The 15,817-nt window shown below is 40.0% G+C and carries 18 protein-coding genes; 10 read left to right on the top strand and 8 right to left on the bottom strand.

Going from position 1 to position 15,817, the window contains the following annotated elements; all coding sequences use genetic code 11:
• Positions 1-35 precede the first annotated feature (35 nt).
• The 6 genes from BLS35_RS10190 to BLS35_RS10165 all read right to left on the bottom strand — a co-directional run bounded on the left by BLS35_RS10190 (position 36) and on the right by BLS35_RS10165 (position 3,678).
• The gene (locus BLS35_RS10190; RefSeq protein WP_132225957.1) at positions 36-284 is read right to left on the bottom strand and encodes a hypothetical protein; all 249 of its coding nucleotides are present in this window, start codon (positions 282-284) and stop codon (positions 36-38) included.
• A gap of 92 nt (positions 285-376) precedes the next feature.
• Positions 377-862, bottom strand: coding sequence for a MauE/DoxX family redox-associated membrane protein (locus tag BLS35_RS10185; protein WP_090780527.1), 486 nt, complete (start codon positions 860-862; stop codon positions 377-379).
• 150 nt (positions 863-1,012) lie between these two features.
• Positions 1,013-1,372, bottom strand: a complete 360-nt coding sequence (locus BLS35_RS10180; protein ID WP_090780526.1) for a hypothetical protein — start codon at positions 1,370-1,372, stop codon at positions 1,013-1,015.
• Between the two features lie 104 nt (positions 1,373-1,476).
• Positions 1,477-2,127: a Crp/Fnr family transcriptional regulator gene (locus tag BLS35_RS10175; RefSeq protein WP_090780524.1), complete on the bottom strand. Its 651-nt coding sequence runs from the start codon at positions 2,125-2,127 to the stop codon at positions 1,477-1,479.
• A 158-nt stretch (positions 2,128-2,285) separates the two neighbouring features.
• Complete coding sequence (locus BLS35_RS10170) at positions 2,286-3,266, bottom strand: helix-turn-helix transcriptional regulator (protein WP_132225958.1); 981 nt, start codon at positions 3,264-3,266, stop codon at positions 2,286-2,288.
• Positions 3,220-3,678: a MauE/DoxX family redox-associated membrane protein gene (locus BLS35_RS10165; protein WP_090780522.1), complete on the bottom strand. Its 459-nt coding sequence runs from the start codon at positions 3,676-3,678 to the stop codon at positions 3,220-3,222. Before BLS35_RS10165 ends, BLS35_RS10170 begins: the two co-directional genes overlap by 47 nt.
• 166 nt (positions 3,679-3,844) lie before the next feature.
• On the opposite strand from BLS35_RS10165, the gene BLS35_RS10160 reads away from it, so the two are divergent.
• Positions 3,845-5,311 (top strand): GntR family transcriptional regulator, encoded by a 1,467-nt coding sequence (locus BLS35_RS10160; RefSeq protein ID WP_090780519.1) that lies wholly within the window; start codon positions 3,845-3,847, stop codon positions 5,309-5,311.
• Between the two features lie 26 nt (positions 5,312-5,337).
• On the opposite strand, the gene BLS35_RS10155 is transcribed toward BLS35_RS10160, so the two are convergent.
• Positions 5,338-6,006 carry a DUF6266 family protein gene (locus BLS35_RS10155; RefSeq protein ID WP_090780517.1) on the bottom strand — a complete coding sequence of 223 codons (669 nt, stop codon included), beginning with the start codon at positions 6,004-6,006 and terminating at the stop codon, positions 5,338-5,340.
• Positions 6,007-6,334: 328 nt separating this feature from the next.
• On the opposite strand from BLS35_RS10155, the gene BLS35_RS10150 reads away from it, so the two are divergent.
• The 4 genes from BLS35_RS10150 to BLS35_RS10135 are packed head-to-tail and all read left to right on the top strand — an operon-like array spanning position 6,335 to position 10,666.
• Positions 6,335-7,993, top strand: a complete 1,659-nt coding sequence (locus BLS35_RS10150; RefSeq protein WP_090780515.1) for an immunoglobulin domain-containing protein — start codon at positions 6,335-6,337, stop codon at positions 7,991-7,993.
• 17 nt (positions 7,994-8,010) lie between these two features.
• Entirely contained in the window at positions 8,011-8,700 is a 690-nt protein-coding gene (locus BLS35_RS10145) for a hypothetical protein (protein ID WP_090780513.1), read from the top strand.
• Positions 8,701-8,730: 30 nt separating this feature from the next.
• Positions 8,731-9,681 carry a T9SS type B sorting domain-containing protein gene (locus tag BLS35_RS10140; RefSeq protein WP_090780511.1) on the top strand — a complete coding sequence of 317 codons (951 nt, stop codon included), beginning with the start codon at positions 8,731-8,733 and terminating at the stop codon, positions 9,679-9,681.
• Position 9,682: 1 nt separating this feature from the next.
• Positions 9,683-10,666 carry a PorP/SprF family type IX secretion system membrane protein gene (locus BLS35_RS10135; protein ID WP_090780509.1) on the top strand — a complete coding sequence of 328 codons (984 nt, stop codon included), beginning with the start codon at positions 9,683-9,685 and terminating at the stop codon, positions 10,664-10,666.
• Here BLS35_RS10135 and BLS35_RS10130 read toward each other — a convergent pair.
• Positions 10,646-11,029, bottom strand: a complete 384-nt coding sequence (locus BLS35_RS10130) for a coiled-coil domain-containing protein (RefSeq protein WP_090780507.1) — start codon at positions 11,027-11,029, stop codon at positions 10,646-10,648. The two genes, BLS35_RS10135 and BLS35_RS10130, sit on opposite strands and share 21 nt — an antisense overlap.
• A 159-nt stretch (positions 11,030-11,188) precedes the next feature.
• On the opposite strand from BLS35_RS10130, the gene BLS35_RS10125 reads away from it, so the two are divergent.
• Genes BLS35_RS10125 through BLS35_RS10105 form a run of 5 tightly spaced genes read left to right on the top strand, consistent with a single transcriptional unit; the run spans position 11,189 to position 15,816 of the window.
• Positions 11,189-12,328: an NAD(P)/FAD-dependent oxidoreductase gene (locus BLS35_RS10125; protein WP_090780983.1), complete on the top strand. Its 1,140-nt coding sequence runs from the start codon at positions 11,189-11,191 to the stop codon at positions 12,326-12,328.
• A complete protein-coding gene (locus tag BLS35_RS10120) occupies positions 12,322-13,038 on the top strand; it encodes a methyltransferase domain-containing protein (RefSeq protein ID WP_090780505.1) in 717 nt (238 codons plus the stop codon). The genes BLS35_RS10125 and BLS35_RS10120 overlap by 7 nt, the downstream gene beginning before the upstream one ends.
• Positions 13,035-14,087: a type III polyketide synthase gene (locus BLS35_RS10115; protein ID WP_090780980.1), complete on the top strand. Its 1,053-nt coding sequence runs from the start codon at positions 13,035-13,037 to the stop codon at positions 14,085-14,087. Before BLS35_RS10120 ends, BLS35_RS10115 begins: the two co-directional genes overlap by 4 nt.
• 21 nt (positions 14,088-14,108) lie before the next feature.
• Positions 14,109-14,555: a 3-hydroxyacyl-ACP dehydratase FabZ family protein gene (locus tag BLS35_RS10110; protein ID WP_090780503.1), complete on the top strand. Its 447-nt coding sequence runs from the start codon at positions 14,109-14,111 to the stop codon at positions 14,553-14,555.
• Positions 14,548-15,816 (top strand): beta-ketoacyl-[acyl-carrier-protein] synthase family protein, encoded by a 1,269-nt coding sequence (locus BLS35_RS10105; RefSeq protein ID WP_090780501.1) that lies wholly within the window; start codon positions 14,548-14,550, stop codon positions 15,814-15,816. Before BLS35_RS10110 ends, BLS35_RS10105 begins: the two co-directional genes overlap by 8 nt.
• Position 15,817 lies beyond the last annotated feature (1 nt).

The raw sequence follows: 15,817 nt of genomic DNA, 5'->3' as shown, positions 1-15,817 counted from the left end.
AAAAGGCCAACCGTTACTGTTGGCCTTTTTGCTAATTATTGATTGTAAAAGGTACTTTCTAAAATAAGTGAAGAAGGTTGTGCTCTAGTTGGATCGTTTGCAGGAGTTGGAGAAATGTAAACAGGACCATTTGCACTAACATACTCCGAACATTGAATGTCGGCATCTTGTAGACATTCAACAGCAACACTACCATCTAATTTATAATAAGTAGTTGCATTTACAGAGAATGCTCCGCCTACAGCAACTACTGCTACAAGGGCGGTAAAAAATAATTTTTTCATGTTTTTAAATTTATTGTTTAAGTGCTTACTCTGTCGGTTACAGGTTTTCAGCATCCCCTGATTCATTTGGCCAAAAGAATATCTTATAGACTTTACAAAGTCTTCTTTTCTATAGTTGTTTGCAACAAAATCCCTAAAAATGCTAAGACCACAAATCCAATATTGAATATCAAATGCTCAGTCCAGCCTAGCTTTTCCAATACGCCGCCACATGAGCAAGGAATGGTATCGGTAAAGTTTAAAATCGCGTAGATATAAGCCGTAAACAAACACATCAAACCAAAAGCAGCATATAATCCCAGCATAAGTGTTTTTTTAATGAGCAGCATAATAGAGATGATAATTTCCAGGGCTGGTACCATCCAGACCAATATGTATGCAAAGTCTGTGATGATTGGCGATTTACTTATCTGAAGTTGAAATTTATCATACTCTATCAGCTTGCTTGTTGCGGCATATAAAAACAGGAGTACATACAAATAGATTATAATGTCAACAATGGTTCTTTTGGTTTTACCCGAAAACCAACTTTTTGATTGTTTGCTCATTGTTGTTTCCATTTTTAGAATCTTAGTCATTTGTTTATTTTAATTTATTCAAACGCTTCATCATCCATCTCCAGTAATTTCAATCTCAACATCGAAGAAAAGACCGGGACCAATAGTCCATCAGATTAGCCCTCGGCCTTCCTTAGAGTAAAAACTGTATATAATTTGGTTTCATTTGTATTACCAACTTCTTTTATTCATTCGCGATTGCTGTACCTTATACCTTTCCCAGGCCAGGCCCCACTCCCCTTTTGCAATCGCTTCATTCCTTAGTTTGATTGCTCTTTTCAAAGCCTCTGCCTCCGTATCTGCAAATACCTTCGAAATAAACAAACCATGATAACTCTCTGCTCCACCATAAAAGCAGATGTTGTGTTCTTCATTTTTAACTTCTTCTTCATCACAGTTGTATTCACACATAAAAAGATCTCTCGGCGTAGTACTCGTTTGTTCAAGCGTAATGTAATACGAACTCTGTTTTTCATCCATCACGTCACATCTTTCAGACTTCTGGAAATCGATGATTTTATCAGCGTTCATAGTTTTGAGTATTAGCGTTTTGTTATACCAAATATGGGGAGGTTTTTAAGGGAGCCTTGTTCCAAAAGAGACAAATAGGTGTCCCTTTTGGAACATTTAAATCATTAGGCCAGCTGCCTGTTTTTATCTTGTTTATATAGTGCATAAGCACTACTAAACTTACTCCTGGAAACGCCCAGATGCGTTGCAATACAATCTTTATTAATTCTATTACTTAAGGTTGGATTATCATTAAGATACAATCGAACCCGGTCTTCGACACTCAGTTTTAACAAGCGCTGATAAAACATCGCATACTTTTCACGTTCTGCCTGGAGACACATTACACAGTGAGCCATTTTTGGAAAAACATTCAGTAAATTTTTTAAGCTGTAATAATCTATAGTCAACAGTTCTCCATCTTCCAGCATCTGAACGGTTTCCGCCCGATCCTCTTCATTTTGAAAGCTATTCACATCAAATATCACATCATGCTTTTTCCAGATTCTGGAAATGATAGGTTTATCACAAGATGGATCATAATAGAAGGTGCGGGCGATGCCGCTGATTATATAGAACAGTTTTCCATCTTCGAAAGACCTGCTTTCTTCGAGGTACTGATCTTTAGCATAGTTTTTTAATTTACAGCTTTGCAGCAATAAATCGACAAATTCTGAGAGTTGAGCGCCAACAATTGATTCTAATTTAGGTAGAATTTCATTCCTGATGATCCGTTCTAATCTGTCTTTGTTTGATTCATTTTCACATGGTATCATATATTCCTGATTAAAAAGATTTCAATAAACTACTGGTAACCAAAATATCGTGTTAACTCAAAATTCGGGACTTTTTTTTTAAGATCAATTGGACTTTTCTGGCAAAATATAGCAAATTTATGCTATCCCTCTTGCCAGAAAAATCCACCACCTCCAGACTAAATCACGCAGATGCGAACTTCATTTGGCGTAATGCCAAATCTCTTTTTAAATAGGCGGCTAAAATACTTGGGATCATCATAACCTACCCTTGTGGCTATTTCTTGTACAGTATATTGAGTGGCTAAAAGCATTTTCAAACCATGGTGCGCGCGCAACTCTATCACCTGTTGGTGTAAAGGTCTGCCGAAATAAAGTTTGGCCAGTCTGATCAACATAGTTGTAGAGATCATGAAATGACTGGCCAGAGCGGGCTCATCGCCAACAATTTTACTTGCGAAATTCGCAGTTACAAATTCACCTATTTCCCGGGCCTTGAGTTCCTGGTTCTTTGCCTGACGAATGCTGTCGTGTAGCTTCACCAGATATCTGCTGATACAGTCATTCACAAAAGTGTGCATGTCATTATCCAGATCTCTAAAGCCTATACCTTTGTTCATTGTTCTAAGACCGGTAAACACCTGATGTCCGATACTAAAGCCTGGTAAGCTAAAGCTTTCCAATTCGTAGTCATCATAACAAGCGATAAGTTCTCGTAACTCCTCTAGTGCGCCGTATTTTTTGATTAGCCATTCTGGCCATATATTCAGTAATTGTATTTGATGCTCGCCACACATGACGCTGCATTTATATTTTCCGGGTTTAAGGCAAACCAATCTGCAGGAATTACCAAAAACTTCTGAGACCATTTCATCGGCCTCATTATAAAGTATAGCGCAGCCATCCAGCGTAGCTACCATGAAAAAAGAAGTTTCAGTAATCTCTAGATCTACAAGCGCATGTTTTTCTATTTTATATTCATACAAATGAATATGCGCCAGGTAATGGTCGAGAGATTGGAGGAGTAAAATACCATCATCCATGGTATAATAACTGGCCTCACCCAGTTTTAAAGGAAAAGTGCTTAAATTTTGTAGTCCATTAGTTGATAGGTTAATTGTTAAAATGGGCTTTAAATTTAGTTTGACGTGAGAGTGCATAGGTATTGGGTTTGTTAAAAGATAGCGCAGCTGCAGAAATCAATATGCAAGCTGTATTAAACAATAGCTGGTTTTCCCAGCTCATAGTAAAAAATGAATGGCCGCAAGCACAAGGCGCGTACGTGCTGGCAGTTAATAGAAACATGATGTAAAAAGAAAAAAACACAAACCAAAAGCTCGTAACATAAAGCCCGAACAGCTTTGTTTTTCGCTTAAACAACAACACAGCAATAGCAATTTCAATTACAGGAATAAACCAGGATAGTGTTAAAGAAAAAGAAGAAAGAATGGGAAATTCCTCAAGCTGAGCCTCAAATTTATCCAGATGCATAAACTGAACACCTGCGGCTATAATAAAGAGTAATGCAAAAAGATTGGCAACCAATTGGGTAGTCTTGCTGTAATAGATCATGATATATAAAAATTTGAAAAACCATATAAAGATCTGTAGTCAAAATGAAATTATATGAACTCACTTATACGATTTTTACTGAACTCACTTTTCTTCTTCTTTTTTATAATCTTTTAGTTTACATTTGTTTAACAACAAATTACTCTCTTAAAAACGCTTTCAAATCATGAAAAATAAATATTCCATTGATTGGCTCATTCCGGGTTTAGATAAAACTAAATGTACCAGCCAAATCGTCGATTTTATCATTCAAGCCGTCAAATCAGGTGATCTAATAGCAGGGGATTTTATTCCCTCGTACCGGGCGCTGGCGAAACTGAATAAGGTAGGCGAAAGCTCGGTAAGAAGAGCCTATACAAAACTTATGGATAGTTATTGGCTAACCAGTAATCCTGGCTCAGCAACTTCAATTTCAAAACACAATCCTAACGAAGATCTTGACCACAAAGAATCTGGTTTTACAGAACGTTTTTCGGCTGGGATGCCTATCAAAAATAAAAATGAGGAAACGAAAAGACTAACACCGAACTTTATTGGTGTTGGTACTGATTTTCCTAGTCCGGCCTCCTTCCCTGATGAAAAATTCTTAGCCTATTACACGACCACTCTACTAGGCAGTAAAAACTTAACACAAGCCCAACTTATTGAGACTTTTGGCAGCAAGGAATTAAAGGACGCTGTAATAGATCACTTAAACCGTAAAAGGGGGTTTGGCTTACAGCAAGACATGTTGGAAATTGTTCATGGCAGAAAAAGTAGTCTGAACAGAATGTTCCAATGCTTGCTTAGTCCCGGCGATTTGGTAATCAACACCTCTCCTTTCGATCTAAAATTGGCCATTGCCCTGGAAAAAAGTGATGCAACTGTACAACTCATAGATCGCAAACATTCCGATTTTTTAGATAGAGTAGAACAATTATTAAAAAAGACCAAAGTGAGGGCGATACACATCCGCCCGCAATGCAGCTATCCTGAAAGCTATTCATTAACCGATTCGGACTGCAATAAGTTAATTGAATTGGCAAAGCGATATAGAGTATGCATTATTGAAGAAGAAGATGATCATGAATTTTGGTATGGCAAAACGCCTTTTAGGTCGCTGGCTAGCCGTAATCATGGTGGTTTTGTCATCTATATGGGTGCATTAAGCAAGGCCACACCAGAAACAACTGCACTTAGACTGGTTGTAGCGCCTACTCAGTTTATTATGGCTATGCAGTCCCTACCAAAACAGTCTATCGAAAACCGAGACGTCATTAAGGAAAAGGCGATCGCCGAAATGGTGAAGAATGGTGATATACTGGAGTACGGTCGTGACATCAGACTCAAGTCAAAAATTTACAGGAATGAGTTACACGATATCCTCCAGCAACATTTGGAAAAGTATGTCGAGTATGATATTCCTCAAAATGGTTTAACCTTTTGGTTAAAGTTTGATGAAGTAATTGACTTGAATATGGTGCTGGACAGAGTTGAAGAAATGGGTGTACCTATTCCCTACCATCCAAGTAACGAAAAAACCAAAGAAAAGGTAAGTCATATGATGTTGGGCTTTGGCGCATTTGACATCAATGAAGCTATTGGAGGTGCAACCTTCTTAGGTCAGATCATATCGGGACTGCATCCGAAATGATCTGACCTATTTACGTAGGTAAATGTCTATATCATAACTTTGCCTACGTAAATGCTATCTGAAATACCTTGCCTATCGTCAGAGATAAAGGCCATGTACGTTTCCAGATAAGCGTCCTTTTTAACCCAGGAACTATCTTCACGTACAATGTTAACAGGTAGCACATCCGCGCCTTCCGATCTTCGGGCGCCACTCAATACGTATTCGGCCACCTCATTTACCGGACTGTAAGCCAATAGCATGACCTGATCTCTTTTTAAAAACCTATTCCAGTTTGGGTTCACATCCCATTTAAACTTTAAGAAATCTCCTTCCAGTTCAACGGTCGCGTTTACAGGTGGCGGCAATTTACCTTTACATAATTTCACTTTACTAAAATCTAAAGCAAGATCAGGATACTCTCCCACAATAGCCTCCTTGAGCAAATAAGAGGTCGCATTGTTTTCAGCAATTTTTGTAGTTCCAAGCGCATTCAGCCTATACCCAACATTTACAAATTCACTGACAATAGAAATGAACGACTTTACAATTCTAAACTTTAAGTTCACCGCTTTCTGTCCATCACTTCTCTTTATCTTCTTTTTAGGCTTTCTCGGTCTCATCCTGATCACGGGTACTCCTAATCTTATGTAGCCTACCAAATTTTCGATTTTCCCCAGGATTGGCCCCAGGATGCCATTTGTTAATTTTGCCATTGCTAATTATTTAACCAAGACTTCATTGTCTCTTTCTTATTAGTTAGAGAAATCCCTGTCGTTATTGTTACTGTCCTTGGTAATATTTCTGCAATCAAAGTGCTGTAATATAGCCATTAACCTGCTTTTCTATAGCCTGAGCAAAAGGATAGCAAAACAATAGCAAAAGGATAGCAAAAGAATAGCAATAGAAAACTGAACAGAGTGAACAAGATGAACAGAATGAAAGTGTTCTTTTCGTCTTAGTTTTATCGTTATGCTCAGGCTCTCGTTTAAACTAAACCGAATATCCGCGTACGCCGCAGTGTTACTATTAATTTTAATAGTAATGGTTATTGGTATGGGGCAGGTTAAGGGGCAGTATACTAAAATTAGAGCCGCCTATATCGGTCCGCCGCCCGCCAATACAGGAGGTACTAATGGAGCAGCCGGCACTGCGGGGACTTTGGGAGCAGCCGGAAACCCAGGGTTCTATAGCATACTCAACCCGGCTTACCTTAATGATACAGATTATACAAATTCTGCTTCTGTTAAGGCTACAAGTGGCACCTCTGGATCAGGAGTACTTGGTGGAGCAGGTCAACCAAGTACTGCTTACTTAATTTTAAATTTTTCAGGAACAATTACACCTAAAACAGGTAATCAGATCTTTTTAAAAATCAACGCTTCAAATTCTGCAGCCATACTTGGAACCGATGCTAAGACACAGGTAACCGTACAGGGTTTTAACGGAGGTATAGCAGCAGGAGCCGCATCAGCATTATCAACATTGGCAACTACTGATGGTTATTTTATATTTCCTGTTACCAATGATTTTACATCCATCAAGATCCTGGTAACTACAGAGGCGACAGGTTTATTATCCGGAAATCCTGCTACTGCACAAGCAGACGTATTTGATGTTTACATGTTTGATCCAACCTGCGGTGCACCAACTTACACAACGACAGCTGTAACTGGAATATCGTTAGGGGGTGATGTGATTACGCCTAATGCTGCTATTGATGGCGATTTAGACACTAAATCGACCCTCTCGGTTGGATTATTAGGCGTACTGTCTGTTATAAAGCAAACTGTATATTTTTCTAAAGTATCAAACCCGGGAGATGCTGCGACCATTACATTTTCTGTGCCAAAAGCCCCTTTATTAGACCTTGGATTATTTAATGGAATTACACTACAGGCCTATAATGGTGCGGCTACTGTAGGTGCTCCAATGCAAGTAAGTTCCCTACTCTCCCTAGGTCTACTTGGATTATTAGGAGATAACACAAGGTATACTGCCTCTTACATTCCTTCAACAACTGTTGGCTTTGACAGGCTGGAACTTTCGACAGGTGCTGTCGCCCAACTTTTACAGAACTTCTATCTCCATGAAGTACAACAAACACCTGCAAAGCCAACATTTAACACCATAGCCCTTCAAAATCCTACGATATGCTCAGGAAGTCCTATAACACTGACTCCAGTTGCACCTGCTTCAGGTAATGAATTACGTTGGTACAGTTCGTTAACGGCTACCTCAGCCTTAACAACTGCCAATACTTATACACCTAGTCCAAACTTAACTGCTACAACCACTTACTACGTGGCCACAGCTAAAACGGGCTGTTCCGCAGAATCAGAAAGAGTACCAGTTATTGTTACTGTAAATACCATCACCCCCGGCACAATCGCAACAAATCAAACCATCTGCCATGGAGACACCCCTGCTGCTTTCAGCGCCAGTGTAGGTGTAGGAGCAGGAACAATCAGCTATCAATGGCAAAAATCAACTGACAATATCACTTTTAACAATATTACCAACGCAACAATTGCTACTTACGCTGAAACAACAGCATTAAATCAAACTACCTATTACCGCAGAATCGACACATCTACCTTAAATACGCTGGCTTGTTCGGCCAATACCAATGTACTTACAATTACCATAAACCCTAAACCGCCCTCTCCTCATATAGTCATCATAACAAATTCTCAATATTAACTCTTAAAACTAAAAACATGAAAACAAGAATTACAAAAATTTTATTAGTAGCGGTAGTGGTACTGTTAGGAAACGTTTTAAAAACATCTGCTCAGTTGGTAACTCCAGCAACTGCTGGTGTAACCCTGATGTGCTCTGATAGCCCTCTTGATTTTGGAGCGCCCGCAGTGAACACCACATGGATTGTACGTTATAGTCCAACCTCTACCACGACTCCTAATACTGGGGTTACCCTAACGGGGAATACTGTTGCAGCAGCTGACTTGCAGACAGGATATTACTACTTAATCAGCAAAGGTACGGCAGTTGGATCCTGCGAGTCGCTGCCTCAGGAAATTCCTGTATATAAATTTGCACCTATAGCCGCAGCATTTACATTTTTAGATTACTGTTCTGAAAATGCAGCAGCCAGTGCCTTTGCCGGATCTGCTGTTTCTACTGATGCGGTAAACACTTTTGCTTATCAATGGTACACAGTAGTTGCGAATGTACCAACCGCAATCCCAGGTGCTACATCAGCCTCTTATACACCGACATTACTAAATGAAACCACTTCAGACATCACAACAACCTATAGATTACAAGTTGGTTACCTGCTTAATGGCAACAAATATTGCGGAACTTCTATAGACCATGACGTTAAAGTACTTGCAAAAGCAGTTAAACCTACAGTAACCGTTACACCAGCCGCGCCAGGAACCTGGTAAGTAGGTATTACTATTCATCTATTGTAGTTCATGTTTAACAGAAAACAAGGTTTCGTAACTAGCCTGCTGTTGCTTAGCGCAACGGCAGGCTTTGCGCAAGCCAATGGTTCCGGCCAAACAGTAAACCTCCCGTATGGAGCTGCACTTAAGGCAAAAGCCAACTCTGTTAATGCTGCGTCCTACCAATGGATAAAAGATGATGTAGTCATTACCGGCGCAACATCGGCCGATTACACGATTATACTTACAGGAACTTACAAAGTGGTATCGTTCAATGCAGCCGGCTGTGCTTCGGATATTTCCGACCCTATTGTCGTAAATATCGCTCCTCCCTCGTTACTCACTGCCGACTTGATGATCAATAAAAACTCGGAATCCAGATCTTTGACCATCAACGAAACTTTTGAATACCTGATACAGGTAAAAAATAACGGAATTGCTGATGCTACATTTGTAAAAGTCCAAGATGTTCTGCCGCCAGAATTAACTTTCGAACAGCTGATCAATCCAGTATTGGGAATGGCCCGATACAACCAGGGCACTAGTACCATTTTATGGGAAATTGATCAGTTAAAGAATGGACAAATGGCCGACTTGAAGATAAAAGTTAAAGCCATAAAATCTGGAATCATCAGAAATACAGCTACGGTAACAGCTCTGGAAACCGACCCTAATCTAAATAACAATACTTCTACCGACAGCAAATCAATAGTAGGTATAATCATCCCAAATGTTTTTACACCTAATGGCGATGGCTTAAATGACACTTTCCAAATACCAGGGCTAGAGTTTTATGAGGCCAACGAGTTGACCGTAGTGAATCGCTGGGGTGGTACTGTTTACGAAAAGAAAGGTTATCAAAATGATTGGGCAGCTACAGGACTTAGCGAGGGTACCTATTTCTACTTGCTAAAAGTAAAATCTGCAACTAACAAATGGGAAGTTTATAAAGGATTTGTCACGATTCTCCGAAGCAAATAACATGAAGAAAATTACACTCCTTATTTTTATTTCCAGCTTTCTGTTCAGTGCAAGAGCACAACAGGATAGTCAGTTTACGCAATACCTGTTTAATGGTATACACATTAACCCTGCTTACGCTGGCTATAAGGATGACATTTATATCCAATCTTTTTACCGATCTCAATGGGATGGTGTTAAGGGTGCACCCAAAAGTTTTTCGGTAGCCGCCGATGGAGCCTTTAATGATGGGAATGTAGGTTTAGGACTGATCCTTTCTAATGATCAACTGGGTGCTCAAAGTTACCTCAGCGCTTATGCAAACTATGCTTACCGCATCAGGCTGGGCGACAATGAAGCTTCTCAACTCGCTTTCGGAATAGCAGCTGGACTCCTGCAGCTTGGACTGGATGGCAATAAACTGGAAGGTTATAAACCTGGTGATGAATTGATCCCTATAGGTTCGCAAACCAATACCGTACCTGATGCACGCTTTGGGATTTACTATGCCAATAAAACCTATTTTGCTGGTTTATCTGCGACGAATGTCCTGGCAAAATACATGGCAAAAAAGAATACGGAGAATATGATGGTACCGGTTCCGCAGCCGCACTTTTACTTTACTGCAGGGGCCATGTTTCCTTTAAATGAAGATGTACAACTAAAACCAATGCTCTTAATTAAAGATGATACCAAAGGGCCATCGTCCTTAGATTTAAATGTTTTTGTATTGTTAAAAGAAAGAGTTTGGATTGGTGGCTTTTACCGGACTTCCATCGACTTTTACAAAAAAGATTACTTGCCAAACGGCTTAACTAAACAAAATGCTATTGGTGCAATTCTAGAGGTTTATACCTCACAAAATATGCGAATCGGTTACTCCTACGATTACTCGCTTAACAAATTGCGTGATTACAATTACGGCAGTCATGAAATATCCGCTGGATTTTACATCAACCGTAAAGACTCAAGAAGAAACAGGCAGTTAAGGTGCTATGATTTTTAGATTCTCATACTCACCTTCGTAATGCGTAGTAATGTTTATCTTTTTGAGTTCCAAAAAGATATTTACCACATTCACCGATATTTCTGTCGCTTTTAAAGAAAGTTCATCCACTCTTGCATCTAGCTGATCTATTCTCACTTCCAGTTTATCCATTCTTTCTTCCAGCCGATCCATTCTCATTTCTAGCTGATCCATTCTTCCTTCCAGCCGATCCATTCTCATTTCTAGCTGATCCATTCTTCCTTCCAGCCGATCCATTCTCATTTCTAGCTGATCAAGCCTTCCTTCTATCCGATCCAATCTTTCGTCGATCCGACCAAGCCTTCCTTCGATTCTTTGGAGAATTTCTAGTATCTCTTTCATAATTATCTTTTAACTAAACAAATATAATTAATTAATTTTTATAAATAACTATATGTGATAATTTTTAATAAATAATATTCACAACAAGTAAAAGCCAGTTTAGAAATAAGCTATAAATTGATTTTATATCATTATATTAGAATGCCCTATTTGCTTGATATGATACAGAAAGCCGAAAATAAAAATGTAATCATAATTGTAGGTGGCGGCCTGGCTGGACTATCATGTGCCCTCCATTTACGAAAAGCAGGTTTCGAGGTTACTTTAATCGAAAAAACTAAATATCCGCACCATAAAGTATGCGGCGAATACATTTCTAATGAAGTTCTGCCCTATTTGCAATGGCTGGATGTCGATCCATTAATACTTGACCCAGCCCTCATAAAAAAACTCGTTGTTTCCTCCAATACAGGTAAAACCATTGGCTGCGATTTACCCCTTGGTGGTTTCGGCTTAAGCAGGTTTGAACTGGACAATTTGCTATACCAAAAGGCGCTGCAAAATGGATGTACAATGATTACGGATCGGGTTATCGACATCAGTTTTAGAGACGACGAATTTGAAGTAAGCACCGATACCCATGGGATCCTAAAAAGTCATATCGTAATTGGTGCCTATGGCAAAAGATCAGCGATAGACCAGAAACTTTCCCGTCCTTTTATAAGGAAGAAATCGTCATGGTTGGCTATAAAAGCGCATTACTCGGGTGATTTCCCAGATGATCTGGTTGCTCTTCATAATTTTAAAGGTGGCTATTGTGGCGTATCAAAGGTAGAGCATCACCGCATCAACATTTGCTATCTGGCCGATTACAATAGCTTTAAAGCCTATAAGAACATCAATGATTTTCAGGAAAATGTGCTTTGCAAAAACCCTCATCTCCGCAAGATATTAGATAACAGCACCTGCTTATTTGAACACCCATTAACCATAAGCCAGATTTCATTTGAGAAAAAAGAGGCCCTGCACGATCACATTTTAATGATTGGTGATACCGCAGGTTTAATTCATCCGCTTTGCGGCAATGGGATGGCAATGGCCATTCATAGTGCAAAAATCTGTGCAGAACTCACTATTGACTACTTAAATGATAAAATGCAAAGCCGGGCATTACTAGAACAGAAATATGTAAAAGCTTGGAATCAAAATTTTAAAACAAGACTGCTAATGGGTAGGTTTTTATCAGAAATAATCAGAAAAGAAAAATTATTTGGGCCAATGCAAAGACTATTGGTTAATTTCCCATCAGCCTTGCCCTTAATCGTTAAAATGACTCACGGAAAACCCATCTTATGTTAGTTGACACCAGCCGCAGAAGCGATGCCCCCGAATTAATGGATGATTTTTTAATGGAAGGGGATATATTAACCGATGCTTTAGACAAAATCGCCAGCATAAACAGGTTACTGGGCGGTAACAAGGTTACCCTCCAGGGGGTTAAATGGCTGCTGAAATCAAAACCAGTATACAGATCCGAAATCAGCATTTTGGATGTAGGTTGCGGAAATGGTGATATGCTAAGGACACTTGCAAAGTATGCCAAAAGAAAACGACTGAAAATCAAACTAGTGGGCATGGACGCCAATTACTTCAGCATTAAACACGCCGAACAATTATCCACCAAATACCCAAATATCAGCTACGTATGTGCAGATATTTTTGAAGAAATTAAACAAGAAAGGCTTTACGATGTTATCCTCTGTACATTGACATTGCATCATTTTAAAGACGACGAAATCATAACACTCATGAATGGCTTAGAAGAACAGTCGGCATTGGGAATTGTGGTAAACGACCTACACAGAAATGCGCTGGCTTATTACCTGTTTGTATGCATTTGCTTTATTTTCAGACTCAATCACATGTCGCGGAATGATGGATTGGTGTCTATTTTAAGAGGCTTTAGAAGACAAGAGCTTCATGATTTTTCTAAACAGTTGAGCTTTAAAAATTACATCCTTAAATGGAAATGGGCGTTCCGCTACCAATGGATAATCCGAACAATATGAGCGTAAAAATTAAGACCGTTTCCAAGCTAGCCCCACAATATTCGAGAAGCACTGCAGAGATACTCCCCTATCTGGATATTTGGTTGAAAGACCAGGAGCCTCGTTTTATTAAAAAGGTAAAAAAGATATTTGAACAGGCGGCAGTCGACAAAAGGTATTCGATTATGCCACCAGAAGAAGTGTTTAAATCATCTTCATTTGAGGAAAAGAACAACATTTACATTGAAGAAGGTATTAAACTAGCGACTGCCTGTTTGCAACAAGCTTTAGAAAAAGCTGATTGGCAGCCACAAGAACTAGACTTTATCATTACAGTAAGTTGCACGGGAATCATGATCCCTTCTATGGATGCTTACCTGATCAATGCGCTAAACCTGCGGCAAGATATTGTACGCCTGCCAGTAACGGAGATGGGTTGTGCAGCAGGAATTTCGGGGATGATTTATGCGAAGAACTTTTTAAAAGCAAATCCGGGTAAGCGTGCAGCGGTCATTGCCATTGAATCGCCTACGGCGACTTTTCAATTGGATGATTTTTCGATGGTCAATATTGTAAGTGCAGCAATTTTTGGAGATGGCGCGGCTTGTGTGTTACTCTCCTCGAGGGAAGAAGATGAAGGGCCAGAAATTATTGCCGAAGAAATGTACCATTTTTATGATGCAATACCGATGATGGGTTTTAACCTGACCAACGGGGGGTTACAAATGGTATTAGATGTGGCGGTGCCCGAAAATATTGAACAGCATTTTCCGGACATCATCCACCCTTTTCTGGAAAAGAATGGATTGACAATTGAAAAGATTGATCATTTGATATTTCATCCCGGCGGAAAAAAAATTATTGATACAGTTGAAGCGTTATTTGGTAAATTAGGCAAAAATATAAACGAGACTAAAAGCATTTTAAAAGAATACGGGAATATGTCGAGTGCCACAGTATTGTATGTACTTGACCGCTATATGGAAAGGCCCCTGGCAAGCGGAGAGCTGGGCTTAATGCTCAGCTTTGGACCAGGCTTTTCGGCACAAAGGATTCTATTGAAATGGTAAACATTAAACAACAATATTAACATGAACAAAGCAGAGATCTTAGCACATTTACCCTACGAGAAACCATTTTTATTTGTAGACGAACTAGAAGAGATTGACGAAAATGGTGCTAAAGGTTCTTATACCTTCGATGCTGGTCTTGATTTTTACAAAGGCCATTTTAGAGACAGTCCGGTAACACCAGGGGTAATCTTAACCGAAACCATGGCACAAATCGGATTGGTTTGTCTGGGTATATACTTATCGGGCAGCGCCCAAGGCGGCATGCCAGGTCACGTGATGTTGACATCAACTGCGATCGATTTTATGAAACCTGTATTTCCAGGTGAGAAAGTAACGGTAACTGCTCAAAAAGTATATTTCCGTTTCAAAAAACTGAACTGTACGGTACAAATGACCAATTCAGTCGGAGAGGTGGTTTGCAAAGGAACAATTTCCGGAATGGTAACCAATAAAATGAATGGCTAAACGTGTTGTCATAACCGGGATGGGTGTTGTAGCACCAAATGGAGTTGGTTTAACTGCATTTACGGAAGCTATTAAACAAGGCATCTCGGGTATTAAACACGATCCAGAGCTAGAAAGACTCCAGTTTTCCTGCCAGATTGCAGGAAAGCCTGAACTGTCCGATGAGCTGATTGCCAAATATCTGACCGATCTAGAACGCCGGAATTTTAACAGCAGCGGGATATTGTACGGGATTATCGCCGGCATGGACGCCTGGCAGGATGCCAACCTGCCAATCTCCAATGCCGACGAGCCCGACTGGGAAAGCGGAACTATATTTGGTACCGGCACATCGGGCATTGAAAAATTTAGAGAAGCGATTTACAAGGTCGACGACCTACAGGTACGTAAACTAGGTAGTACAGTCGTGGTACAAACCATGGCCAGCGGCATTAGCGCATACCTTGGTGGCAAGCTTGGCCTGGGCAATCAGGTGAGCAGCAACTCATCCGCCTGTACAACGGGCGCAGAAAGCATTTTAATGGCTTATGAGCGCATCAAAAGCGGTCAGGCAGGCAGAATGCTCGCTGGCAGCACGAGCGACAGTGGGCCTTATATATGGGGCGGTTTCGACGCCATGAAAGTTTGCACCTTTAGACATAACCAGGAACCAGAAAAAGGATCGAGACCAATGAGCGAAAGCGCCAGTGGTTTTGTACCAGGTGCCGGTGCAGGAGCGCTGGTTTTAGAATCCCTGGATACTGCTCTCGCCCGTGGCGCAAAGATCTATGCGGAAATACTAGGCGGCAACATCAATTCGGGCGGACAAAGAGGCACTGGCAGTATGACTGCCCCAAATGCAATTGCGGTGCAACGCTGTATTCAAGCCGCTTTACAAAACTCAGGCATTAATGCTGATGCTGTTGACGCCATAAATGGCCACCTTACGGCCACCAGCAAAGATGCCCTGGAAGTACAAAATTGGGCGATTGCTTTAAATCGAACAGCTAAAGATTTTCCTTATATCAACAGCCTAAAAGCAATGATTGGCCACTGTTTAAGTGCTGCCGGAAGCATCGAATGTGTAGCCTCGGTATTACAGTTACAGCAAGGTTTTATCTTTCCTTCCATAAACTGTGAAGATCTAAATCCAGAAATAGCACAATTAGTAAATAAAAATAAACTTACAAATCAAATAATTAATCAAAACATTGATATATTAGCTAAAGCAAGCTTTGGGTTTGGTGATGTCAACGCCTGCATTATCTTTAAAAAATATTAAA

The organism is Pedobacter sp. ok626, from assembly GCF_900100435.1.
GTDB lineage: Bacteria > Bacteroidota > Bacteroidia > Sphingobacteriales > Sphingobacteriaceae > Pedobacter.
This window is presented reverse-complemented; position numbering and strand designations above follow the sequence as displayed.

Coding starts and splice junctions, on each gene's coding strand:
- BLS35_RS10175 (WP_090780524.1), bottom strand. CDS start 2,127: ATGATACCATGTGAAAATGAATCAAACAAAGACAGATTAGAACGGATC.
- BLS35_RS10130 (WP_090780507.1), bottom strand. CDS start 11,029: ATGAAAGAGATACTAGAAATTCTCCAAAGAATCGAAGGAAGGCTTGGT.
- BLS35_RS10180 (WP_090780526.1), bottom strand. CDS start 1,372: ATGAACGCTGATAAAATCATCGATTTCCAGAAGTCTGAAAGATGTGAC.
- BLS35_RS10135 (WP_090780509.1), top strand. CDS start 9,683: ATGAAGAAAATTACACTCCTTATTTTTATTTCCAGCTTTCTGTTCAGT.
- BLS35_RS10170 (WP_132225958.1), bottom strand. CDS start 3,266: ATGCACTCTCACGTCAAACTAAATTTAAAGCCCATTTTAACAATTAAC.
- BLS35_RS10165 (WP_090780522.1), bottom strand. CDS start 3,678: ATGATCTATTACAGCAAGACTACCCAATTGGTTGCCAATCTTTTTGCA.
- BLS35_RS10125 (WP_090780983.1), top strand. CDS start 11,189: ATGATACAGAAAGCCGAAAATAAAAATGTAATCATAATTGTAGGTGGC.
- BLS35_RS10190 (WP_132225957.1), bottom strand. CDS start 284: ATGAAAAAATTATTTTTTACCGCCCTTGTAGCAGTAGTTGCTGTAGGC.
- BLS35_RS10105 (WP_090780501.1), top strand. CDS start 14,548: ATGGCTAAACGTGTTGTCATAACCGGGATGGGTGTTGTAGCACCAAAT.
- BLS35_RS10155 (WP_090780517.1), bottom strand. CDS start 6,006: ATGGCAAAATTAACAAATGGCATCCTGGGGCCAATCCTGGGGAAAATC.
- BLS35_RS10185 (WP_090780527.1), bottom strand. CDS start 862: ATGACTAAGATTCTAAAAATGGAAACAACAATGAGCAAACAATCAAAA.
- BLS35_RS10145 (WP_090780513.1), top strand. CDS start 8,011: ATGAAAACAAGAATTACAAAAATTTTATTAGTAGCGGTAGTGGTACTG.
- BLS35_RS10110 (WP_090780503.1), top strand. CDS start 14,109: ATGAACAAAGCAGAGATCTTAGCACATTTACCCTACGAGAAACCATTT.
- BLS35_RS10160 (WP_090780519.1), top strand. CDS start 3,845: ATGAAAAATAAATATTCCATTGATTGGCTCATTCCGGGTTTAGATAAA.
- BLS35_RS10150 (WP_090780515.1), top strand. CDS start 6,335: ATGGTTATTGGTATGGGGCAGGTTAAGGGGCAGTATACTAAAATTAGA.
- BLS35_RS10115 (WP_090780980.1), top strand. CDS start 13,035: ATGAGCGTAAAAATTAAGACCGTTTCCAAGCTAGCCCCACAATATTCG.
- BLS35_RS10120 (WP_090780505.1), top strand. CDS start 12,322: ATGTTAGTTGACACCAGCCGCAGAAGCGATGCCCCCGAATTAATGGAT.
- BLS35_RS10140 (WP_090780511.1), top strand. CDS start 8,731: ATGTTTAACAGAAAACAAGGTTTCGTAACTAGCCTGCTGTTGCTTAGC.